Annotated in this window: 12 protein-coding genes; all 12 read right to left on the reverse strand. The window is 47.4% G+C overall.

What is annotated here, in order from left to right; translation table 11 throughout:
* Window position 1 precedes the first annotated feature (1 nt).
* Window positions 2-1,297: a TolC family outer membrane protein gene (locus FS373_RS29730; protein WP_152831336.1), complete on the reverse strand. Its 1,296-nt coding sequence runs from the start codon at window positions 1,295-1,297 to the stop codon at window positions 2-4.
* Between the two features lie 12 nt (window positions 1,298-1,309).
* Window positions 1,310-2,623 (reverse strand): HlyD family type I secretion periplasmic adaptor subunit, encoded by a 1,314-nt coding sequence (locus FS373_RS29735; RefSeq protein ID WP_144048221.1) that lies wholly within the window; start codon window positions 2,621-2,623, stop codon window positions 1,310-1,312.
* A 66-nt stretch (window positions 2,624-2,689) separates the two neighbouring features.
* Window positions 2,690-4,822 carry a type I secretion system permease/ATPase gene (locus tag FS373_RS29740; RefSeq protein WP_152831338.1) on the reverse strand — a complete coding sequence of 711 codons (2,133 nt, stop codon included), beginning with the start codon at window positions 4,820-4,822 and terminating at the stop codon, window positions 2,690-2,692.
* The gene (locus tag FS373_RS29745) at window positions 4,819-17,973 is read right to left on the reverse strand and encodes an adhesin (protein WP_152831340.1); all 13,155 of its coding nucleotides are present in this window, start codon (window positions 17,971-17,973) and stop codon (window positions 4,819-4,821) included. Before FS373_RS29745 ends, FS373_RS29740 begins: the two co-directional genes overlap by 4 nt.
* Window positions 17,974-18,187: 214 nt before the next feature.
* Window positions 18,188-19,204, reverse strand: coding sequence for a porphobilinogen synthase (hemB, locus tag FS373_RS29750; RefSeq protein ID WP_322619585.1), 1,017 nt, complete (start codon window positions 19,202-19,204; stop codon window positions 18,188-18,190).
* Window positions 19,205-19,288: 84 nt separating this feature from the next.
* Window positions 19,289-21,154, reverse strand: coding sequence for a diguanylate cyclase (locus FS373_RS29755; protein ID WP_144048216.1), 1,866 nt, complete (start codon window positions 21,152-21,154; stop codon window positions 19,289-19,291).
* A complete protein-coding gene (locus FS373_RS29760) occupies window positions 21,141-21,980 on the reverse strand; it encodes a TatD family hydrolase (protein WP_144048215.1) in 840 nt (279 codons plus the stop codon). Before FS373_RS29760 ends, FS373_RS29755 begins: the two co-directional genes overlap by 14 nt.
* Window positions 21,980-22,537 carry a hypothetical protein gene (locus FS373_RS29765; RefSeq protein ID WP_144048214.1) on the reverse strand — a complete coding sequence of 186 codons (558 nt, stop codon included), beginning with the start codon at window positions 22,535-22,537 and terminating at the stop codon, window positions 21,980-21,982. Before FS373_RS29765 ends, FS373_RS29760 begins: the two co-directional genes overlap by 1 nt.
* A 55-nt stretch (window positions 22,538-22,592) precedes the next feature.
* Window positions 22,593-23,360 carry a twin-arginine translocase subunit TatC gene (tatC, locus tag FS373_RS29770; protein WP_144048213.1) on the reverse strand — a complete coding sequence of 256 codons (768 nt, stop codon included), beginning with the start codon at window positions 23,358-23,360 and terminating at the stop codon, window positions 22,593-22,595.
* 3 nt (window positions 23,361-23,363) lie between these two features.
* A complete protein-coding gene (gene tatB / locus FS373_RS29775) occupies window positions 23,364-23,762 on the reverse strand; it encodes a Sec-independent protein translocase protein TatB (protein WP_144048212.1) in 399 nt (132 codons plus the stop codon).
* Between the two features lie 6 nt (window positions 23,763-23,768).
* Window positions 23,769-24,008 carry a twin-arginine translocase TatA/TatE family subunit gene (gene tatA / locus FS373_RS29780; RefSeq protein ID WP_144048211.1) on the reverse strand — a complete coding sequence of 80 codons (240 nt, stop codon included), beginning with the start codon at window positions 24,006-24,008 and terminating at the stop codon, window positions 23,769-23,771.
* A gap of 61 nt (window positions 24,009-24,069) precedes the next feature.
* Window positions 24,070-25,719, reverse strand: coding sequence for a ubiquinone biosynthesis regulatory protein kinase UbiB (gene ubiB, locus FS373_RS29785; protein WP_152831342.1), 1,650 nt, complete (start codon window positions 25,717-25,719; stop codon window positions 24,070-24,072).
* Window positions 25,720-25,728 lie beyond the last annotated feature (9 nt).

The following is a 25,728-nucleotide window of genomic DNA, read 5'->3' on the forward strand; positions in this document are numbered from 1 at the left end:
TCTATTCATCCTCTTTCCAGGTCGTCGGCTTATCGATTCTGAATGATTCCATTAACTGTCCCGTCGCATTGATTAGCCTATAGGCTGCAATATGGTAGTTATGATGAGCATTGATATAATTTTTTCGAGCCAGAAACACTTCTACTTTTGCATCTAATACGTCGAGTAGTGAGCGTCTTCCAAGTTCGAATTGTTTGATGTAACCCTTTTCTGCAATCACGGCTTGATCGACATTTACCCGGTAAAAGCTACGCTGTTGACCGACAAAGTCATAGGAGTTCCAGGCCAGGCGCGTGCTTTCGACCACCTGTTTCTCTGTATTTTCCCTCACAGCCATCGCCTGTTGGTAACGCCATGATGCGGCTTCGGTTCTGTCTATTGAAGATCCACCATTAAAGATATCGTAACTGAGCATCAACATGGCTCTGGCATCTTCGTCCGGGCCTTCGATACCGCCAATATTGTCATTCTTGTTGGCTTGTAGTTCTAAAGAAAGCTTAGGCCAGAAGTCGCTCTTTTCCCGCTCATGCTGAGCGCTGGCAGCTTGGGTGTCTGAGATAGCTGCATCGATCTCGGGATGATTCCTAACGGCTTGTTCCAAGGCGTAGGAGAGGGTGCTAGGGACATATTCGAAATCAGGTTTAGGGTTGATAAGATCTTTGGGGAGCTCACCGACAAGATCGTAATATTTAGCCTGCATATCCATCTGGTTATGGCGTGCTGCTAAGTAGCCGGATTGGCTCGTCGCGAGCCTGGCCCTGACCTGGGCAACATCAGATTCACTGCTTAAGCCTCTGTTCTCTCTCGACTGGATATTCTTAAGGATTTGTTTATGTTCTTCGATATTTTGCTCGGCAAGCCCGACTATTTTATTAGCCATAATAAGCTGAAGGTAGACTCGGCTAACCTCAAGGCTCAGGTTTTCAGCCTCTGAGATGAGACCAAATCGTTCCGCTTCTTTCTCAAATTCGAGCCTGTCGATCTCAGATGTAGTTCTGAAGCCATCGAAAATAAGTTGAGATACTTTCACCCCAATCTCCGTGCGTGTCAGCTCACTATCGATTCTCTGGCCACTGTTAAAACGGACATCTTCGTAACCTACTCCGCCATACAAGCGTACCTGAGGTAAGTAATCACCCACTGCGGCACGCTTATATCTGATTGCGGCCTCGAATGCGGCATATTTTTGTTGCAATGAGGGGTGATGATTGATTGCTTCAGCCACAGACTGTTCCAGCGTCATCGCCTGTGTCTGGCTAGAAAGTGCTAATAGTGGGATGAGTATAAGTTTTCTCATTGTATCCGTACCTTATGGTTCACGTAACGCATTGGCTTTTGCGCGTAAGAGTGGCTTTAGCCAATAATTTAAAACGGTTTTCTTTCCCGTAAGAATATCTGTGCTAGCCTGCATCCCTGAGATAATCGGCCAGCCATTAAGCATGTTCTCATTGGTTTTAATATGGGCTTCGTAGTAGGTGGTGCCATCTTCTAGTTGCTGGGCATCGGCGCTGACATAGATGACTTCGCCCTTCAGGCCACCATAGATGACAAAGTCATAAGCGGTAAATTTTACCGTGGCTTCGAGTCCCGTATGTACGAAGGCAATGTCTTTTGGGGCTATGCGAGTCTCGACAATCAAGGCGCCATCGGACGGTACGATAGCCATGATGGATTCACCGGGTTCCACTACAGCGCCCAATGAGCGGATGAGAATATTGGTGACCTTGCCATCTATTGGTGATGCTATTTTTGTGCGTTCCAACCTATCGGCGAGTGTCTTGATGCTCTCCTGTAGACCCGCGAGCTCATTGATCACTTCGTTGCGTTCGGCTTCGGTTCTGTTACGAAAGTCCAGGGCTAAGGTGAGTCTCTGACCTATTGCCTGGCTCTTCACCGCCTTCAGTTGACGCGCCATAGCTTTTGACGCTGATAGCTCCCCTTCGAGTCTTATCTCATCACGTTCTAGCTTGAGTAGTTCCAATTCTGCGACTGCGCCTTCATTGACCGCCTCTCTGGTCATGGCTATCTCCTTGCGGACCAGTTTTAAACCGCTAATTTGAGCCCGTGTGGTGATACGGTTCTCTTCCTGGGCCTGTATCTTTTGTTCAACAGCTTGCTCGGCCTGATCGAGTTGAGCGTTAAGCTGTGATAGACGGGAGTGGAATATTGCCTGGGATCTCAGACTCGGTTCATCATCGATCACTTCGATAGTTTGTGGAGTTACGGTGATTTTAGCTAACCAATGGCTAGCTAATTTATCTATGGTTACGCTCTTTAACTCGGCTTCGAGACGCGCCTGTTGACGGCGTAATGCATTACGACTCAGTTGGGCTTCATCGAAAGCCGAAGCGAATCTTAGTTCATCGAGTATCAGTAAGGCCTGACCCGTTTTTACTATCTCCCCCTCGCTGACTAATACCTGTTTCAATATTCCGCCATCCAGACTCTCGATCTGTTGCACTGCAAGGGTGGGAACCACTTTTCCCTGGCCGATGACGACCTCCTCTAATGTGGCGTAGTGGGCCCAAACTAATGTACTAACAATGAGCGCCAGGACTATGAGTATGAGTCGATTAGCGCGTTTGGCACCTTCAAGGTGCTTAACATGAAGGTTAGCACCCATAAACTAGCCCTCTTTTCTGGAAGTAGAATCTGTCTGAGTAAGCCTGTGCTAACTTATGAACTCTCATCATGCTAGATCCTCCCTGGGTCTAATAGTCACCGCCTTGATGCGACGTTTACTCGAGTTAGCCATATCTGTTGGTGTTTGTTCTGTGATCAATCCGCCCTTATCCATCACTAAGATGCGGTCGCAAATACTGAGCACCTTAGGGTTGTGGGAGGAGATGACCATAGTGCAGTCTCTGGGCTGAGATTTAAGGCAGGCGATGATCTGATTATCTGCGCGCTCATCCATGGCGCTGGTGGGTTCATCCAGCAGCAGCAGCTTAGGTTGCCTAAGCAGTGCGCGACAGAATGATATGGCCTGTCTCTGACCTCCAGAGAGCTGACGTCCGAATTCACCGACTTGGCTATCCAGCCCACTGCCGAGACGATCCATCAACTTGTCTATTCCCGTGGTTAATAAGGTCTTAGCCAGCAAATTTTCATCGACATTTTTGAGGCCAAAAAGTAGGTTATCCAACACACTTCCATAGATTAGGTTAGGTTGCTGGGACATATAGCCAATATGGTCACGTATCTTTGCCGTAGACCATTGGCGGGCTTCCAGTTGATTGTAGAAAAGTTGCCCCGAAGTCAGCTGATATTGTCCGGCCATTGCCGCTAGCAGGCTAGACTTGCCTGCGCCTGCCGGACCGAAGAGGCCGATCCGTTCACCAGGCTTGATTGTCACGGTTAAATCGTTGAATGCAGGTATCGGCTGGTCCGGATAACTGAAACTCGCCGAACGTAAGGTGATAGAGCCATCGAAGGGGACTTTTGATGATGAAGTTAAACTATTATTCTGCTCCTGAGGTAGCGCTAAAATGGAGTCTACAGCCACTATCGCAGATTGGGTTTGCTTAAATTTCAGCAACAACATGGCTATTTGATTGATGGCGTTGGAGGCTCGGCCGCTAAGCATGACGATAGCGATCAGTCCACCCATGCTCAGGTTACCTTCGTAGATCTGATATACACCAGTGAGAATCAGTCCTATGGTGACCAGTTGCTGGCTGTTCATCACGCTATGGGTCAAGGTATTAGAGGCAATGCGGGACTCATTTTGCCAATCGGCCAAATTCTTGATGGTGTCTTCCCAGGTGTGTTTCGCCTTAGCCTCAGCGTTATTTTGCTTGGTTTCCACTAACATATTGAGGATTTCGATCAGGTGTGCCTGACGTTGAGTCGAGAACTTAGAACTGTTCTCGATACTGGCCATCAGTTTCTTTTGCATGAAAAAGCTGATCACCAATAAACACACCATGCAGGTGATAGGAACTAGCACCATATAGCCACCCAACCAGGCGATGAGTATCAGAAACAGCAAGGTAAATGGAAGGTCAACTGCGGTCACTAAGGTGGCCGAAGTGATAAATTCCCGAATGCTGTCAAATTCTTGTAACTGTTTGGCAAAGGCGCCCGATGATGCGGGCCTATGCTCCAGACGCATGCCCAAGACTTTACGAAATAGCAGGTTAGATAGCCTGATATCGACCTCTTTTCCCGCCACATCTGCCAAACGAGTTCTAGCCTGTCTGAGTAGCCAGTCGAAGGCTATAGCAATCGAAGCCCCGGTAGCCAGCACCCATAAGGTATCCATGGCTTGGTTGGGCACGACTCTGTCGTACACATTCATGGTGAATAAGGGAGTGACCAGAGCGAGGATGTTGATCGCGAGGGAGCCCAACAGGAAGCTCATATAGAATGGCTTTACTTCATCGAATGCGGCGACTAACCAATGTCTCGATGTTTGAATGCTGTTTTCTTTTGCTCGTTCATCAGGCTCGGCTTTGCGCGATAGATACCAGGAATCATGAAGAAAGCCCTGTTGAAACTCAGTCATAGTTAAGGTGCATTTCTGTCCTTCAATATCGTAGAGTGTCAGTGTCGATCCATCTTTGCTATCGAGATAGAAAGGGTGTTTTTGTTTGTTGAAAACCAGAGCCGGCAGCGCCATCTTCTTAACTGGCAGGCTCTGGGGAGCGGCATCAATTCCGGCATTGATGAAGGCATCGGCTATCGAGTCTAAAGTGAGCTTACCTTTGACCAAAGCTATGCCCGATGTGATTCGCTCACTATCGACTTGTAGCCCGAGTTGTCGGTTAGTGACTAAGATGACAGCTAAAAGAGGATCGTAACCTGACTCAGTCTCTATCATGTTAGTTGGCTCATTAAGTTAATCTCATCTTGCAGATTGTTGAGGGCCTCCCGGCTTGCCCCATCAGCAAAGGGTAAAGTCTGGGTATTGTTTGATTCAGGTTGGCTTTGGGATGTGTGGTAGAGCGGCGCCTCATCCTGTGACAGTGAACGTCTTATGGACTCGGCTAATAATGCTTGGGTCAATTCTGTTTCTGTTGCTTGCTGGTTACTGTCGGATACATGATAGCTGGGGGATTCATCGTCCGGAGTCAACTTAGAGCCAGTATAAGAACTAGTATTATCACCAGTGCCAAAACCAGTATTAAGGTCTGGGCTAACCGAATACAGAGGCGCTTCATCATCCAATGTCTGCTTAGATTCTGCATCTGAGTCAGTATTAGAACCAGTGCCAAAACCAGTATTAAGGTCTGGGCTAACCGAATACAGAGGCGCTTCATCATCCAATGTCTGCTTAGATTCTGTATCTGAGCCAGTATTAGAACCAGTGTCAAAAGCAATATTAAGGTCTGGGCTAACCGAATACAGAGGCGCTTCATCATCGACATGCCTATTGATTATCTCGTAGGACTCGCTGGATAAGAGGCTGTCTTTTATGGCTGCTCGACTCTCTATCATATCTTGTGAGCCCATAATATCTTGTTGGCTGCTCAACAAGTTTGTTGCTGGGATGCTTAGCATCATGACTGCGTTGATATCGACTGTGACTGTGATGATGCGCAGAGTGCCGAGCGCGGTATCGCCATTGAGTTCGGCAATAGGTTCTAAATACAGCTGGAAAGTATCGCCATCGACGGCCCCGATAACCTTAAGATCGGTTAGGTCATCCAGATTGACTATCCACTTGTTGCCTACTTTATTGCCTGCAGACAGGGTCATGGTATCGGGGAGGCCAAATATACTCATATTTCCCGTTTCTGTGGCCGCAGGGTTTTGTAGCTCGACGCCTAAGTTCAGAGATACATCGTTAGGATCATTAGCGATAATATCGCCCACCTGAGTCCAGATTGGTGCATCAACTTCAGGTTCGATTTCGATAACAAAATTAAAGATTTGCGGTGCGCTGGTGTCAGTTTCATTGGTACCCAGAACCGTGGCGCTGTCGACTGAGGCGATATCCATCTGCACGTTTAAAGTACCGAAGGCAAGGTTACCTGGATGCAATTCAAACTCAGAGAGCTTGCTTGCCGATATCAGTAAACTTGCGCTAAAGACACCGCCGCCGAGATCGGTGAAGGAGACGAAGTCACTGCCTACCTTGATACCGTCGAGATCCACCAAGGCGGAGGCATCTGCTGAGGTGATTGTTATGGTGAGTTGCAGCAGCTCGCTCCCGGATAACTCCAATGCTTCTGCTTCTAGATCGATAACGATTATCTCATCTTCGAGACTGCTGTAGAGGCTGTCTGGAGCCTGAATAATCTGCACACCGTCGGCTACTGGAGAGACACCGATTATGATATCGGTCGAAGTAGTGACAAAGTCATTAGTGCCTATTTCCTGAGTGATGGCCTGGATTGATAATGGGATGTCGCCATTGAAATCTTGAGGCGGTCTCATGACCAGATTAGCTAGCTGAGCTTGAGTTACCGACCAGGAATAAGTGGGACTGCCATCGAAGCTACCGCCATCGACCCCATTGTTGGGGAGTTGTACTAGGTTCCCGCCATCTCGGTAATAAAGTACAGCACCTTCCGGAACCCCATGTAGGGTCAAGAAGATCACTTCCGATCCATCTAGATCTATGAGGCCTATTGAGCCATTGGCTAGTGCTGATAGGTCTATGTCTGAGTCTTCGAGCCCAGTCAGAGTCTGCGTCGTGGTGGGCATGTCGGCGGCATCGGTTACTGGTATGACTGTGATAGTGGTGATATTTTCGAAACTCGCCTCATGGGTGACGTCGCTACCATTGATGCTAGCGGTATCGATTAAGGTTCCCGCAAGTTTGAAACGGAAATTACCACTCAGGTGTTCAGGGGGCACAAACTGAATCAGTGCCAGAGAGGCGTTGAGCGTAGCTAGATTGTTACCACCGAACAGGTAAGTATCTGTGGTGCCAGCTTTCAGAACCCAGAGTCCGGATGGATCGTTTAAGCCACCACCATCGAGGAAGGTGATTGAGATAGGCTTGCCAGCATCGTTGAAAATAAGGGTTTCATTTCCACCCGTTGTTGGACTGGAATCTGAGTCCCGGAAGCTAAGGGTTATCCCTAGGGGGATAGGTTGATCTTCCAGCATAGTCTTGTTGGTGATAGTCAATGAAGCGCCATCGACTCTGGGGACTATTTCTATTTCCAGCACCTGAGTGTCGTCGATCTGAGTATCACCGCTTATGGTGTCTGTGGCTATGATGCGGATAGGAATATTAAGCTCGCCAGCATAATCAGCACTAATGTTGTGCAGTTGCAGGTTTACCAGTGAGGCTGAGGTAAACACATATTCGATAACGTGTTCGCCGCTGGAGTCGTAAACGGCTCTGACATCAGCGCCGGTAAAGTAGCCCCCCTGAGGGAGGTCTGAGGCCAAGACCCTGAAGCTTATCTGATCGTTCATATCAGAGGTGATGCTCAGGTTGAGATGGCCCGAAAAATCTATAACATTATCTTCGATGGCATCGGCCGGGGTGGCTTGTAATGGGTCTACTGCAGTAGCCGTGCTGGTGCCTGCATCTTGATCAAATTGGACGAAGAAGTTAGCCCTGATAATGTCGGCATCATCCCTGTCCAATACTCTGGCTTCGACGGTAATTAATTGCAGACCCGTGGCAAATTCACTGATGATTGTCGCCCCAGCAAGGATATCTAAGGCGTATTCCTGTGTAGTGTCATTGGTCATACCGTCGACCGGAATTATCCAACGTCCGTCACCATCATTGATGGCGCCATTGGGGTGACTGATATACCAGCCATCTCCGCTAGGCACTATGATAACGACATAATCGAGTACTTCTGATCCATCGATATCTTCATCGTAAAATAATACCTGATTAGTGAGATCGATGGCGTTGCCGTCTGTGCTAATCAGGTTGGTATGATTAGCCTGAAGATGGGTGTTCGCCTCGACCACAGCATCGACGATGACAGTCACTTGAGAGGAGACATATTCGCTTATGGTTTCACCTGTCTCGGATGTATCTGTGATTTGGTATTGAATATCGAAACTAAAGCTGCCATCGGCATCCAGTGGAGGAACCACGGCCAGTCGACCCGAGGCTAACAAGGATTCAATATCCGGGCTGGTGCTATCGAGTAGGCTGCTGACATCCAGGCCCGATATGGGAATCGTGACTTCGGTGCCATCTAAGGTGAGGATAAAGCCTGAGCCTCCTTGAAGCGGAATGATAAGTCCCGTTACTGTTTCACTGCCATCTAAGTCGGCGCCCATAAACGGGGTTAAGTCCAGTGGGATGGCATGATCTTCCAGACCATAACTCGTGGTGGCCAGAGATGCGGAGTTGGCATCTATCACTGGAGCTATAGCGATATTCAGGGTCAGCTCATAGTCGGAAGAGTCGCCATCTAGCTCGGTAGACTCGACAAAGATGGTTAAAATGATTTGGCCACTGAAATCTTCTACTGGCTGTAAGCTGAGGGTGGCCAATAGTGCGGCCGATACACCATAGACAGGCTGTCCATTGATGAATTCGACCACAGGTAAGTTCACGGGAGTTCCCCCGGCGTCGACAAAAATGACCCCTAGTGGTAAGCCTTCTATGCGCAGATCCAATGTCTCTGAGCCGTCGTCATCTGAGGTGACTATGCTAAAATCGAGTGGGATATTTTGATCTTCATTGAAATTAACGACGCTGGATATCACCCCTGTGCCATTATCTATGCTCCAAACTGCGGGGTCAGCATTGATGGTAGGAGCATCGTTAGCGACGCCTTTAAGAGAGATGGTGATGGTATCGGGATCGCTGTAGTTAGGGTTTGGATTTAATACCTTATCTTTGGGATCGATACCATCTTGGATCGACTCTGTGGCAAAACTGCGAATAGTGATGCTGAAATCACCGACATTTGCCGAACTGACATCAACGGCGGGTAGCAGTTTTGCATTGCCCGAGAGTACATCTATTGCTAATACTGTCCAGACTCCGCCGCCAAGATCGACCACAGAATCTCCCTGTAGAGACCAGCCGTCGGGCAAAGTAAATTCATAGCTTAAGGTTTCGGAGCCTGAATTATCGGTTAGCTCTCCCGAGATAATATCTTTAAGCAGGATAGGGGCATCTTCTTCACTGCGAATATCCCGGGTGGTGAGCGTGGGTTTATCGGCTATCGGGGTGACGTCTAATGTCACTGTCTCTATGTTACTTAGTGCCGTATCGCTATTGTCACTCTCGGTGGTCATAGCCTGAATGTTGAAGGTGAAACTTCCGGCTAGGTTAGCGCCGATTTCGGCGACCAAGCTGTCAAGTTGATGTTGACTGATGGTCATGCCTTCGGTGATCGGGACGCCGACTGAATTTAGAGTCAGACCAGATGTAATATTAGTGATGATATAGGAGATGGTCTCAGAGCCCTGGGCATCGACACCATTCTCATCTTTTGAATTCGCATCCAGTGTTAGTGCTATGCCCGAGTCATCTTCATCTAGGCTATAGCTAAATATGCTGGCGTTGTCCCATACTGGCACGTCGGCCACTGAGACTATGGTGATAGGGACGCTGGTGGTGATAGGGCCTTTGCCGGCTATGTTAACGGTAATATCAAAAAATGCCGTCACAGTAGCATCTGATGCATCCTCTGCAGGAGTATAGGTCAAGTTTCCGTTGGGAATTGCGACGCCCGTAAGTCCGTCGATGTTGAGATTACTGCCCGACAGAATATAGTTACCCATACCATCTTTTGGCAGCTCGACTCCCTCTAATAAGAGTATTCCACCCTGAAGAGCGGCAGTATCGAACACCAGACTGGTAATGACTTCGCCTGCATCAATATCACCTGGAGAGGCCTGAACGGCAACAGTGCCTGTGGTATCTTCGACAAAATCTGTGGTGAATACTTTCACTGAACCGAGTTGATCTTTGGCGGTGATGGTCAAGGTATCGATGACGATATCACCATCGGCGTCGGTAACTCGTATGCTGACCACCTCGCTAAACTGGGGATCGGCGTAGACGAATTCGAATGAGGTGATGGTCGCTAAACCATTGGCATCGACGACAAGCTCTCCATATTTTACCGCCGTTGGATTAGCATCTGTCATCAGATCTATGGTGACACCTATGTCATATTCGACTCCCTTATAGATGACCTTAGTGGCGCTGGCACCATCTGCGCCTTGTTCGTTTGTTGAGAACATCTGTACCGTGTGGACGTCGTTCGCTGATTCGAAAAACGATAAAGTTTTTGCGGTAGCGTCGGGTACGTCATCGGTCACAGTCACAGTGACAGTCTGGCTTGTCGATTTATCACCATCGGCATCCAGGGCCTGGACTTGGAAGATGATATCTAAGTCATTCTCTCCATTGGCATCGGCGTGATCTAAAGAGAGGAATTGTTTATATTCGACCTTGCCATCGACACCGAACCTAATTTGAAACACGGTTTGGCCATCGACGTCTCGTGTGGCGGTATACCAGCCGTTGCCATCCGCAGTTCCGGTTAAATTGATGTCTTGTCCTGCACTCTTATATGCCCCTAAGGTGAAGCCATCGGCTAGCTCTATACTGGCTATATCGTCGCCACCTGAAAGGGTATTCATTATTTCGCTGGTGGAAATGACGCTAGAGGTGGTGAGGTTTCCCTCTGTCATGTGCAGGGCAACTGGCTCGGGTAATATGGCTTCTTTGCCGTCATAGATATCTATGCTGACCTGGCCCGTCGCCGTAGTGTTGTCGCTGTCGATAACTTTGACGTTTACTGCCAGTGTGTCCATCAGGTCGGCTGAACCTAAGTGGTCGATGGGACCGAGTAAGGTAAAATCGATAGCGATAGTGCCGCTGGTACCCGCTCCTATATTGATGTTTAAGGGCAAGGTGATGGTAAACACGAGTTCACCACTGCTGGTCATCCCTTCAACTCTGGCGCCGCCATCTTTGATCACCCAGTGAATGGCTTCACCATTTTGGGTCAATGTGCTGCCGTCAGTATTTTTGACCTCTGCTCCATCGATAACGTCGAACAGCACATCGACAATGGGATCCTTACTGGCATTGACGTTAAATAGTCCACTATCATCATTATCGAAGGCCGTAACCGAGGGCAATTCACTCACACTCAGGCTGATGTTATCTATGGTCGCCGCACTAGCGTCATTGACCGTCATGGTCAGCGTTGCCTGAGTGCTGTCGCCATCGAAATCCGTGACAGTGAGTTTTAAGTCGACATTTTCACTACCAACTTGATCGAAGGCGCGATGTAGCGTGATGGTGTAATCCTGATTCAGACTGTCGGTCTCTGCATTCCAGTTTTGTGTTAACACTATGACAAATACCGGGTTAGCGATATCGCCAGTGTGTGCCGTCAGAGTCAGGCCATCAGCGCTGAGGCTGTAAGCAATAGTCTGGCCACCTGCAGTTAAAGCCGGTTGTTGGCCGATATCGGAGAAGGTCACCGAAGTGATGGCATCACTGCCTACCAAGACATCGAACTGTCCCGCTTGTTGCAATGCCGGCCCGACAAGGGCATCTTCGGCGAAGGTGAGTTGGCTGATGTTGGTCAGTTGGGGATTGTTGCCGTCGGCGATCTGCCATTGCAGGTTCCCTAGGCTTATCTCAGTTCCATCGCTATCAGTGGCGGTGATTTGGGTCTCTATGTCTAAGATCTCTTCGAGATCATGATCCAGTGGCCTGAATTGGTCGTAGATAGCGGTAACATCAAGGTCGTTGCCATTATTTACGCTACTCAAGACGAGTGTAAATATGGTGATGTTGGGCAGGCCTTCGGTATATGCCGTCAGTGACTTACCGTCGGCGGATAGATCAAACTTGATGAGTTTGCCGCCACTGGTAAATAGCTGGTTATCTAAATGCCTGGGTGTGAGGGAGCTAAAAGCCAGACTCGATGTCAGCAGTGCATCCGAACCACCGGTTATGGTGAAGTTTTCATTTTGGCTCAGGCTGGCATCTATATCGGCTTCTTGGGTAAAAATGACGACATCCGTCATCTGGCCAGCTGCGCCGTCTTCAACTGTGAAATTTGCAGTTGCCATGCCTGGACTGCCATCGACATCGAGTACATGGTAGTCAAACTGGAAATTCTGGCTCTGGGTATTGTCTAAGTTATCTGCTGCTACAAATTGCCAGCTACCATTACTCTGTACCGTCAGAGTCCCCTGAGGGGTGACTATGACGGCTGGAGAGCCTGCCGAAATGGGATAATCCGTGCCGTTGTAACTGATCTTAGTCAGGACCAAGGGCCCTTCTATTGTGTAATCATTACCGGTCAGGGAGCCCTTAGATATCACATCTTCTATTATGCTGACTTCATCATCCACCGCCAGAGGTGGTGTGTCGTAGATGTTGAGTACGGCATAGGTGATAATCTGCTCTGTGGTGCCATCGGTGTCAGTCTGTAGCGCCTCGAGCTGAATGTAAGTCGTGGTGTTGATACCGCTTAGCTCATCAATAGTTTGATGCAAGGTGACCTGTAGAGCACCACCAACTAAGCTTGCTGTCATCACTGTCTTACCATCTCCATCTCGGGTCAGGGTGAAAGACAATCCATCACTGGCGACATTGATGCTAAGGGCCTGGTTATTTGAGGTCATGGTCAGCAGTCTGGCCTGATCCGCCGATATTTTTAATGCTGCATCAGGAATATCTAAGTCGACTGTGGTGCTGGTGGTTGGATCTAGGTTTAAGAATATCTCAAACAGAAAATGAGTCTCGGGAAGATCCAATGTCGGCATCAGATCCTGAGCGCTGTTGCCCGCGAGATCGCTGACATTGACGTCCATGGTCCAGGTGTTGCTTTTATTAAGACTTGAGACGTCTAAAGTATTAAACTGCCAGCTTCCATCGGCGTTGACCAAGGTGGTGAAGGTGACAGTATCGACTCCATCTGTGACAGTAAGCGTCACGGTCTGGTTTTGCTCTACACCTGTGGTAGTGCCCGATAGAGAGCACTGTACGCCATACATAAACAGGGCGACATTGAAGCCATCGGCACCTGTGTCTATATCTATGGTTACTTGAGTATCTAACGTTGCGGTATCCGAAGCCGTGGCTGGATTACCCGCGAGATCAGTCACAGTCGCCATGGCGGTAAACAGGCCGTCGACGAAACCTAAAGCGATAAAGTCTTGCAGCGGAATCGACCATAGCCCGCCGGCTTGTATTGTGGTGTTGAGCGAGAGTGTGTTACCGGCAGAGTCAGTTAGATTAACCGTAACAGTGCGGCCCACCTCTATATTGGTCGTAGTCCCGGAAATTAGCACTGCGCCTAGTTCACTGCTGGATAATAACTCATCGCTACCACTGTCAATATGTATGCTGATATCGGCGAGTGAGTCTTTGAGCACAGATGTGCTGCTTGTTGCTAAATTGCCCGCTTGATCGCTAGCCGAGGCCTCGAAAGTGAGGGGCCCATCTGTGAGGCTGGATAGATCGGCATTATTGATATTCCACACACCATTGATGACAGTGGTGGTAAAGGTCAATTCATTGAGGGAGGCATCACGGACTGTGACTGTGATCGTCTGGTTATTTTCGATATCCGATGTGGTGCCCGAGATATCGGCCTTGTTCATCTCAGCGGCGTTAATGATGCTATCACTGACATTTTGACTGCTATCAACGTTGATAGTTATGTCAGCAAGAATATCAATAGGTAGACTCGTATTGTCAGAAGCAAAATTCCCTACTGCATCTCTGACCCAAACTGTTGCCATGAGCGCTCCGTCTAGAAAACCGGATAAATCTTGCGCCGTTAATTGCCATGCCCCGCCCGAAATAATCGCAGTGGCTGTGATTGTGTTCGTCCCATCGGATAGGAGTACTAGCACAGTACGACCATCTTCGATGTTAGTGACTGTGCCTCTTATCTGCACAGAACTCATTTCCTGGGCATTGAGGACTCCATCGTTATCTATGATTTCAATTGATACTTGTGCCTGAGTATCTTTATGCAGTGATGTGGTATCGCTGGCTGGATTGCCAAAAATATCTATGGTTTCTGCCGTTACACTTATCTGACCGTCTGCTAACACGCTCAGATCCAGATGGCTAAGTTGCCACTTCCCATCGATGATAATGGTGGTGAAGATGAGTTCTTGGTTGCTACTGTCGGTAAAGGTCAGAGTGACAGTTTGACCATCTTCAATATCTAAAATATCACCGCTGTAAAAAGCGAATAAAGATCCGAATATATTGATACTTTGATCTTCTGAAGCCGGGTTAAACTCGATATCAGCTGTGACATCTTTGCTCTTATTATCCGTGGATGTCGCGGTATTTCCTGCTATATCACTGACAAGAGCTGTCGCTGATATAGGACCATCTGCGAGCAAGCTGAGATCCAGGTTGTCGAGCTGCCATAAGTCATCCTTTACGACGGCTTCGAATGTCATAGTTCGATTGTTTTGATCAGTGATAGAGATGGTGACTATTTGGCCATCTTCAATATTGAGCGTCTGACCACGTAAACTTGTTATAGGGGTTTCAAATGAGTTGAGTGTGTCGTCAGTACCTGCAATTATTTCTATAGTGACTTCAACAGGGCTAGTGTCTTTATCAACTATATTGGTTCCTGTAGCAAAGTTACCTTCGAAATCAGAGGTATCAGCCTGAAGTGATAACTCTCCATCTACTAAACTCGATAGATCTGCATTTTTTACTCGCCATATCCCATTGACTACGCTGGTGGTGAAAGTAAGGCTCGTCCCTAAACTGTCAGTGACAGTGATTAATACTGGTCGCCCATCTTCAACATTATGAACAAACCCGGCTAATAGTGCGTTACTGGATTCTATTCCGTTGAGCACGCCGTCTCCATCTATGGCGTAGATGTTAATAAAGGCTTTTGTTTCCTTGTATGCTTCGTCAACCGTTGACGTGGGGTTACCTGCCTGATCAAAAGTCGTCGCTTCAAATACTAGGGGACCATCTTCCAAGCTTGAGATATCAGCATTATTGACTTTCCATTTTCCAGAAAAAACATAAGTGATAAAATCTAGACTGTTTCCGAATTGGTCTGTGACAGTGACCGTAATTTGTTGCCAGTTCTCCACATCGGTGACAGTGCCTGAAACATCCAAGTTGAGCATCTCGGTTGCGTTAATGACTGTGTCGGTGCCGGTATCTACATGCATATTGATGTCAGCAAGAATATCCACAAGAGAACTGGTATCGGCGGATACGCTATTGCCAGCAAGGTCGTTAACACTGGCACTGGCGATTAAACTGCCATCATCGAATTCACTCAGATCGATTCCGGAAAGGATCCAGACACCATCTACCACTATGGCTGTTAACTCTCTGGTATGGCCGAGGTTATCTGTCAGTGTCACAGTGACAGTTTGACCATCTTCTACATTTGTCACAGTGCCTTTAAGTTCTACTGTCGTCATCTCAACAGCATTGAGCACTTTATCAGCGTCGATTATTTCTATGGTTATTTCGGCTTGAGTATCTTTCTCTACCGTGTTGTTGGCAACAGCAATATTGCCTTCAAAATCGGAGGAAGTAGCAAATAAGCTAAGTTGCCCATCGGCAAGCGATGACAGGTCTGCATCCTTAACCCGCCAAATACCGTTGACCACAGTCGCTGTAAAACTCAGACTGACTCCAAGAGAGTCAGTCACTGTGATATTTACCGGACGACCATCTTCAATGTTATGTACAACCCCTGCCAGTATGGTTTGACTCGATTCAGTGCTATTTAGTACGCCATCTAGATCGAGTGCCAGAATGGTTACCGCAGCCTGACTCTCTTTATAGGCGCCGATATCTGATGTTGTCGTGTTACCAGCTTGATCGCTAGTTTGTGCCGTAAAAGAAAGGGGGCCATCGGCAAGGGATGAGAGATCTGTGCCATCAATACGCCATTCACCAGCGATGACTAGTGCTGAAAATAAGAGCTCCTTACCGTTAATATCCCGAACACTAATACTGACTGTTTGGCCATCTTCAATATCTGTCACATAGCCAAAGATATTCGTGCTAAGCATCTCTGTTGCATTGATGACAGTATCTTCGCCAGTATCTACATTGATTGTTACTGAGGCTAAGATATCTACAAGAATATCGGTCGTTGCAGTCGCCGGATTGCCAGCTTGGTCACTGACTTGAACTGATGCAGTCAAGCTGCCATCGTCAAACCCGCTGAGGTCGACATCGGCTACAGACCAAGCGCCGTTTGTGATTATGCTGGTTACCGTTTTTGAATGGCCGTTTCCATCGGAGAAAATGATGGTGACGATTTGTCCATCTTCGACATTGTTCACAAGTCCTTGAGCGTTAATACCGCCCAATTCGAGTGCATTAATCACTCTATCATTATCTAAAATTTCGATACTAATATCGGCTAAAGTGTCTTTTATGATTGAACTTTCAGCTACCGCAATATTGCCCTCAAAATCGGAAGTGATGGCATGCAATATGAGCGTACCTTCAGCCAGAGATGAAAGGTCTGCATCGCTTACCTGCCATAGCCCATTAAGAACGATCGAAGTAAATGAGAGAGTGTTACCTTGGCTATCTGTGACTGTGATAAATACTGGACGCGAGTCCTCTACATTGTGTACGAGTCCGGCTAACAAAGCATCCCCAGACTCAAAGGAGTTAAGCACGCCATCAGCATCGATAACCTGGACCGTTACAGTGGCATCGGTTTCTTTGAACTTCTCATCGTTGGCGTTTACTGGATTACCTGCAAGATCGGTAACTTGCGCTTCAAAAATTAATGGCCCATCGACTAAGGAGGAGAGATCTGTATCGTCTAAGTTCCATTGACCGCCTTTGACCGAAGTGGTGAAGATAAGTACACCACCTAAGCTATCACGTACAGTGACCGTCACTAGTTGTCCATCTTCTACGTCGGTGACTGTCCCCGAAATATCTGTGTGCAGCGTCTCTCTGGCGTTAATTACAGTGTCGTGTCCACTATCTATATCGATAGTAATGCCTGTGAGTATGTCTACGGGGAGCTCGGTTGTTGCATTTACTGTGTTGCCAGCGACATCCGTAACTTCAACTGATACGAGTAAGCTGCCATCTTCAAACCCGGATAGATCTTGTGCTGGTATCAACCAGGTGCCAGCAGTGACGACAGTTTCAATGATGAGGATGTGACCCTGTGAGTCGCTCAAGGTTACACTTACTGTTTGGCCATCTTCAACATTGTTCACTCGACCACGGATATCTACTGCCTGCATTTCCGCTGAATTGAGGACGTCATCAGAGTCGATAATCTCAACGCTTATGCTGGCAAGCGTATCCTTAATCGAGGTGTCTTCGCCTCTATGTGCAATCCCCGGATAGGTCGGTGCCGTGATAATTGCGGTTATCAAGCCATCGGCCAATATCGAAATATCCAGTTCGTTGACTTGCCAGATTTCACCTGTCACGAATACATTTAAGGTGATCTGCTGACCATGAATATCGGTCAACGTAAGGAGCAACTGTTGGCCATCTCTGGCATCGATGGCTTGACCTTTTAGGTCGACGATAGGGGTCTCTGCACGATTGATGTGGCCATCGCCACCATCGAGGATTTCTACGCTTAGCTCGAGAGTTTGAAAACTGTCTTGTTCGACACCTTGGTTTTGTGCTTGCTCGCTTTGCTTATCTAGGCTGTCACCTGAGGTATCGAAGCCCGAACTTGGTGTTAAATTGTTTTCTGTATTGGCGATCAGTTGAAAGCCTAAGTTAACTCCCTGTTGATCCTGTGTCGTATCCCCCGAGTCTGATGTTTTGCTTGTTTGACTGGAACTCAGCTCTTGCAGGGCATCGAAACGACCACTTAGATGAGGTGCGATGCGCACTGCAATATCCAGTGGCAGAGCCTCACTCTGTCCAGCAATCAAAATGCTTGGAAGCTGGTCGCCGTCGATCTGTATATCATCACTGCTAACTTTGTAGAGCATAAGCTCAGGCATGATCGAATCGGCAGTGATAGGAAGCCAGCGGCCATCGGCAGTGATTGCCCAAATGTTATCATTCGATTGCACATAATAGATGATAGTTGGCTCTGACAGGTCAGCCATGCTTAACTTCCTTCTTAAATCTGGATTCAGGTAGGAGAAAATGAAAATATACAAACGAGATCTTGTTACAGTATATTTTATTGTTTGTTATGGATATTGCAATCTTTTTGACTGATCTAGTGTGAAATGTTAGGCGCTAGGTTTTTTGAAGAAAAAAAAGCCGCATTAAGCGGCTTTTATAATGGATGAAAAAAGAGCTGAATCTGTCGCCAGACTATTTAGCGGCATCCTCTTTCAGCCATTGTGCCGCGCGCTTAGCAAAGTAAGTCAGAACTCCGTTGGCTCCGGCGCGTTTGAAGCAAAGTAGTGACTCCATCACTATGGCTTTCTCGGCCAGCCAACCATTCTCAATGGCAGCCATATGCATGGCATATTCACCACTGACTTGATAGGCAAAAGTAGGTACGGCGAATTCACGTTTGACCCGGGTGACTATGTCCAGGTAAGGCATGCCTGGCTTGACCATGACCATATCGGCACCTTCCTGAATATCCAGTGCCACTTCATGAAGTGCCTCATCACTATTGGCTGGATCCATCTGGTAGCTATGCTTGTTGCCACCCTTGAGGTTACCAGCCGATCCGACAGCGTCACGGAAAGGGCCATAGTAGCTAGAGGAGTATTTAGCCGAGTAGGCCATGATCTGCGTGTTGACGTGACCCGCCGCTTCTAATGCCTGACGTATGGCACCGATACGGCCATCCATCATGTCCGACGGGGCGATAATATCGGCACCCGCTTCGGCGTGAGAAAGGGCTTGCTTGACTAAGATCTCTGTAGTGATGTCGTTAAGAATATAGCCGTCTTCATCTATGATGCCGTCTTGGCCATGGGTGGTAAATGGATCCAGTGCTACATCTGTCATCACACCTAGTTCGGGGAAGGCTTCTTTTAGCGCACGTACGGCACGTTGGGTCAAGGCATCTGCATTGTAAGCTTCTTCCGCTAGCAGTGTCTTCTTCTCCGATGGGGTAACCGGGAAGAGGGCGATTAATGGAATACCTAATTCGACGAGCTCTTCTGCTTCTTTAAGCAAGAGGTCTATGGAGTAGCGCTCGATACCTGGCATAGAGGCAATGGTCTCTGTGCGATTATTTCCTTCAAGCACAAACATTGGGTAGATTAAATCATTTACCGAGAGCGTATTTTCGGCCATCAAGCGGCGGCTGAAATCGTGTTTACGCATGCGGCGCATTCTGCGCTGAGGAAAAGCACTGGTAATTATATTCACTTTCGATTCCTAATTAATACTCAGATTATCTTCTGGATGGAATAGCCACGAATGGATTTTCTGAGTGTTTCTGATAATTGTGATTTAAAGAGATTCGGTATACACCATGACTCGATTTCTTCCCTCGTTCTTAGCGCGGTAGAGGGCCTTGTCAGCTTGCTCGAGTAGCTTAGTTGGATCTTGCTCCCTGTCGATGATTTCGGCACTGACACCGATACTTATCGTCAGTGGTATTGAGCGTTCTTTCCAACTAATGGGCAGTTCATAAATCGTTTGTCTGATTAGCTCAGCGACCTGCGCCGCACCCTCTTCGCCTGTATTGGGCAGTATGATAGCAAACTCTTCTCCGCCAAAACGTGATACTAGATCTCCAGGACGCTTTAATTGCTCTTTTAGTGTTTGCGCGATTAACCTGAGAGTCTGATCCCCTGCAAGGTGGCCATAATTATCATTGATGGACTTGAAGCGATCTATGTCTAACATCAATAGTGCCATAGGTGTTTGCTGTCTTCGGCTGAGACGCCCCTCTGCGAGTAGACGTTTATCGAATGCCGCTCGATTCTTAACGCCTGTTAGGCTATCTATGGTTGCCTGCTCGGTGAGCTTTTGGTTGGCCTCGTTGAGTTCGCGTAGGGCAATCTCCAGTTCGAGCGTTCTCTCCTGCACCATCTGCTCAAGTTTCTCATTGATATCGGCTTCGATTTTAAGGGCTTGTTCTCGAGTCTCACGGGCTCGTTGTGCCTGAATTACGGCTTCTTGCTGGATCTTTAACTTAGCCTTGCGCTCATCGTTGTATCTGATGGCCAGTACTGCAGCCATGAAGATAATCTCGAATAATAGCCCCAACATGAGAGGAGTTAAATGGGAGACAGGTAGTTCAACTAAACCTAGATACATGGCACTGGAGACAAACGAACCGACTAACATGCCGCTCCAGGCTAAGGTGTATAGCCTAGCGAGTTTGTGGCCTTTAAGCGCTTGAATAATGGCCATGACCATCAAGAGAGTCGTCACAACCAGTATGGTAATGATATTGATATACAGGCTTAAAGAGTAACTTAAAAAGGGAGTCACTAACGCCAGAATTACAGCGAAACCGGCGCCATATCGACAGAGTCTGAGCATGCGCAGGTTGTGGTATTTAAGTTGTAATACTTTTTCGGTAAACAAAAGGGCAAAAAATATCGCCGTAGGTATGAGGAATGGGATCATGTATTTCTGTAGCAAGGGCCATTGTGGCCAGAGAAATCTAAACGCAAATCCGTGCAGGGTCGCCACTAACAGGGTGACTGACAATACGTAACCAGAATAATAACTATAGCTAAATGAACGTGAACTGATGGCGATAAACAGGCTAAATAATCCGATTGCGGTGAGGGCGCCGATCTGAAAACCGTTTGTTAGTGAGCTGGACTCGATATCTTTCGCAAATGATTTTGGTGATGACAAACTTAGAGGGAGAGATGCACTGCCTTCGGTCTCTATCTTTAAATAAAACGTATGTAAGACATCAGGTTCAAGCTGAAAGGGGTAGATAAAGTGGTTATTTATTATGGGCCTTTGGGTAAATGGCAGGCTGTCACCCATGATAACTCGATCGATCATCTCACCGTTTACTATATGAAAGAGATAAATGAGATCGATATTGGGATTGGCCAGTGACAGTATGCGGTCTATCGGTATTTCTTTAGGGTTATAAATACTGAATTTAACCCAAAATGCTTCTATGCCTATACGATTATTATAGGCTGGGGTTAAACGCTGCCACGACCTTGAGTCCAAGGCTTTAACTGAGTCAATATTGTCAGATTTTTTTGCGGGAGTGTAATACAGCCAATGTGCCAGTTCCAGAGCCCCTTCGTCTTCTCCTACGGCGAGTATGGTTCCCCCGCGGGCTTGAGTACTGAAGATGAGAGTGAAACAGATGAAAATAAAGCTAAGATGCTTCATGGGACCCACTTTTCTCCAGGCTGACATTTTCTAGCTTATTTAAACCAAAGAAGTCGACACTATTTTCATAGACTCGCTGTGAAAACTCCTTATGACTTTGGCCTCTGAGGTCTGCGATATATGCAGAGATATAGGGCAGGTATTGAGGCTTATTCTTACTCGATTTAGGTTTAGGTCGCATGCTACGGGGCAGTAAATATGGGCTGTCGGTCTCGATGAGAATCCGATTGTCCGGAATGTCTAAGACTAATTCTGCGAGTTCCTGACCTCGACGTTCATCGCATACCCAACCAGTGATCCCCAGGTGAAGATCTAATTCAAGATAGGCTTGCATGCTCTGTCTGTTGCCGGTAAAGCAGTGCAATAAGGCACCGGGCAGAGAGGGCCGATACTCTTTTAAAATAGCCAAAAAGTCTTCATGAGCATCACGCTCATGCATGAGTACTGGCATTTGTAGCTCAACGGCGAGTGCGAGCTGTGCTTCGAAGGCTTTTCTCTGCATAGGTCTGGGGGAAAAGTCACGATTGTAGTCTAAGCCACACTCGCCGATGGCAACGACTTGGGCGAACGCAGCGAGTCGTTTGACTCGTTCACTACTATCGGCTTGCCATTCGCTGGCATGATGTGGGTGTACACCAGCGGTGCAGTAGAGCTGTTGAGGGTATTGCTGGCAACACTTTATTGCTCGCTCGCTCTCATCTAGCTCGCTACCAATAACAATCAGCGGCGATACCCCTTGGGCCGCCGCATCTTGAATAACCGCATGAATATTTTTTTCAAGTGCGCTGCCAATGAGATTGACAGCGATATCTATATATTTAGACATTACTTGAGGCGTTTAACTCTGATAGTAGAGTTACGCTCATCTGTGCCTAAGACGAAGGAGCCTAGCGCCGCTTTTTCAATAAACACACTTTGGCCCTCTTTAACCTTATAGCGGCGGCTGTCACTCTGTTTCCAGACCTGACCATTGCTAAAGCTGATTTTAAGGGCGCCATAGGCATCTTTAGAGATTGAGGCTATCTCCATATAGATCTTAGTGATTTCTTTTTGGGCTTCTTCTTTGGTTTTCTTAAGGTTTTTATTGCCAAACTCATCTTCGATATTGGCGGGAAGCGTGGTAGGGATAGCCGTTACAGATTGAGCCTGAGACGCTGCGGCCACACTTGTTGCTGCAACCGCTGTTGTGGCTGCTGCAGTACTCGTCGATGTGCTACTCGTGACTTTTGGCGCACTTTTTACGCTTGTTGCTATCTGGTCATAACAGATCAAGCGATCTAACTTATCCGCCTTGGCACTACAGGACAGCAGGTCTTGTTCAAGGCCTGCTGTTGCTTGTGTCGATATGAGTATCGCTGCCGCGGTAATCCAACTTATGCGCATTAATATTTTCCCTTATGATATTTGAGCGCGCCATGTCTAACTAATCGGCTATTGCTTATTTAGTTTCCTGGCCAGGTTCATCCTGTTTTTCTTGCTCGTCTTCTTCATCGTCCTTTTTACTGTAGAAACGAGCAGCAATCAATCCCCCTTCGAATAATATCAGCATCGGAACTGCCAACATAGTCTGAGAAATGATGTCTGGTGGTGTCAGTAGCATGCCTAAAACGAAGGCACCGACTACGATATAAGGACGTTTAGCTTTGAGCTCATCTGGCGTAGTTACACCAGCCCAACAGAGTAAGATCACCGCGATGGGGATCTCGAAGGCTAAACCGAAGGCAAAGAAGAGTTTAAGCACGAAGCTCAGATAACTGCTGATATCCGTCGCCACTTGAACGCCTTCGGGTGCAGCACTGGCAAAAAAACCAAATACCACAGGAAAAACAATATAATAAGAGAAGGCTATTCCCAGATAAAACAGGAGTGTGCTACTGGCGAGCAGAGGCATCATCAAACGCTTCTCATGCTTATATAGACCTGGTGCAATAAACGACCAAATTTGATATAAGACATAGGGAATGGCGATAAAGAAAGATAACACCAGAGTTAACTTAAAGGGCGCAAAGAATGGCGCCGCCACATCGGTTGCAATCATACTACTGGATTCAGGCAGAGCCTGCATCAGAGGCGTTGCCATATAGTGGTAAATATCATTGGACCAATAGGCCAAACAAGCAAAAACCACGAGCACACTGGCGATTGCATGAAGCAGGCGGGTGCGTAGCTCGAGTAGATGAGTGATAAGAGGCTGCTGTTGCGACATGGACTACCCGCTAGGTTTTTCTGAAGTTGAGCTAGTCTCAGTTGTGCTTGTCGTCGAAGGTGTAGGATCTGCGGCCGCATTGGCGCTAGCCGAAGGTGTTTCTTCTACCTTATAGGGACGATTAACTGATTGAGCTGCGTCTTTTAATTGATCGATTGACTCCTGTAACTCGGGAGAAAGATTTTTTAAACCCTGACTTTCAGCCTTTTTTAGGTCTGAATGCAGTTGCTCAATTTTAAGCTCCTGCTCGAGTTCATCTTTCACCGAATTCGCCATGTTTTTCATGGCGCGGATCCAACCTGTAATTGAGCGGATTGCTAACGGTAATCTTTCAGGGCCGAGTACGACTAGCCCTAAAATACCGATCAACAATAGCTCCATAAAGCCTATACCGTCGAACATAAGGAATTACGCCTGTTCTTTGTCCTTAGACTCCGGCTTCTTTTCAGGAGCCGCTGCAGAAGTTTTAGCTAGGTCTGAGCCATTCTCTTCGATTGCTTTCTTCTCGTCTTCACTAGATATGGCGTTCTTAAATCCTTTGACCGCGCCGCCTAAGTCTCCACCAAGTGAACGTAACTTCTTGGTTCCAAATAATAAAATCACGATCACAGCGATGATCAGAAGTTGCCAAATACCCATGTTACCCATGACGTTTACCTCGTAAAAATGTGTATAGTTCTATTATGAACTTATCGTTAATTAGTGCTAGCTAAAATTTGTGATTCTTTGGCCTGGATCGCCAACCAAGCAACCATAATAAGGTGCCAATGGTGAAGCAGGTGTAAGAGGCCCATAGTGTAGCGTCTTGATTAAACAAAATCGTGCCGCAGATCACTAAAACTGCGGATGTTAGCAAAAGATAGTTACTTTTATGGGCCTTTTGTTGCTGTTTAAGGTAACGCTCAAGCATTTTGTTCTGTGATTTGACAAAATTCTTGCCCACCTTGAGGTTGTCGTACACCAATTCTGGGAGCTCTGGGAGTTTATCTACCCAGTATGGTATCTCTTGCTTGATCTTTTTTGCCATCGCCTTGGGGCCGACTTGTTCCGACATCCAATCTTCCAGGAAAGGTTTGGCGGTTTGCCAAAGATCCAGCTGAGGATAGAGCTGACGTCCTAATCCTTCGATATAGAGCAGTGTCTTTTCCAGTAGCACCAGTTGAGGCTGAACCACCATATCGAAACGTCTCGCGGTGCGAAATAGCTCAAGCAGTACATGACCAAAGGAGATCTCGTCTAATGGCTTGTTAAACATAGGCTCACACACTACTTTGACGGCCTGCTCGAACGCGCCGATATCTGTATCGGCTGAGACCCAACCAGACTCGATATAGAGTTGGGCAATTCTGCGGTAGTCTCGATTGAAGAAGGCGAGGAAGTTTTCTGCCAGATAGCGTTTATCTTCATCGGTCAAAGTGCCCATGATGCCGCAATCTAATCCGATATAGTAAGGATCATCCGGATGCTCTCGGCTGACAAATATGTTGCCGGGGTGCATATCGGCGTGGAAGAAGTTATCTCTGAATACCTGAGTGAAAAATAGTTCTACACCGCGCTCGGCCAATCTTTTCAGGTTAGTGCCTTGGGCTTTCAATGCCGCCATATCCGAGACCGGGATGCCGTCGATTCGCTCCATCACGATTAAGCGTCTGAAACAGAGATCTTCATACATATAGGGAATGTATAGGGACCCGGAGTCGAGGAAGTTGTTTCTGAGTCTGATGGCATTGAGGGCCTCTAACTTGAGATTCAGCTCTCCCTCTATGGTAGTGCGGTAGTCTTCAATGACTTCGGCTGGGCGCAAACGGTTACCCTGGCCCAGTAATGCCTCGAGAAAGTTGGCGGTCTGAGACATGAGTAGAATATCGGCTTGGACCTGAGCTTCTACACTTGGGCGCAGGACCTTGAGTACCACAGCCTTGCCGTTGGATTTTAGCGTCGCCGTGTGGACCTGTGAAATAGAAGCCGATGCCAATGGGATGTCATCGAAATCTTCGAAGTAAGTATCGATTGGTTTGCCTAACTCAGTTTCGATCATCTCTCTGGCGATGGCAGAATCGAAGGGGGGCACTCTGTCTTGCAACATGGCAAGTTCTTCGGCCCATTCGTCACTAAGTAGGTCTCGTCTGGTAGAAAGCATCTGGCCAAACTTGATATAAACAGGCCCCAGCTCTTGCATGGCAAGCTTTAAGCGCTCGCCGCCTATCTTGTCCTTGTGCTGATTTCTAATCCAGAACAGACCGCAACGAAGGAGTCTGAAGTACCAGGGAGTCATTTTAGCAGGAATTAACTCATCGAGCCCATAGTGAAGGGATATCTTGATAACTTGATAAGCTCGTCTGATACTTTTTAGCGTCATGTCTTAACG

Source organism: Shewanella sp. YLB-07 (assembly GCF_009377275.1).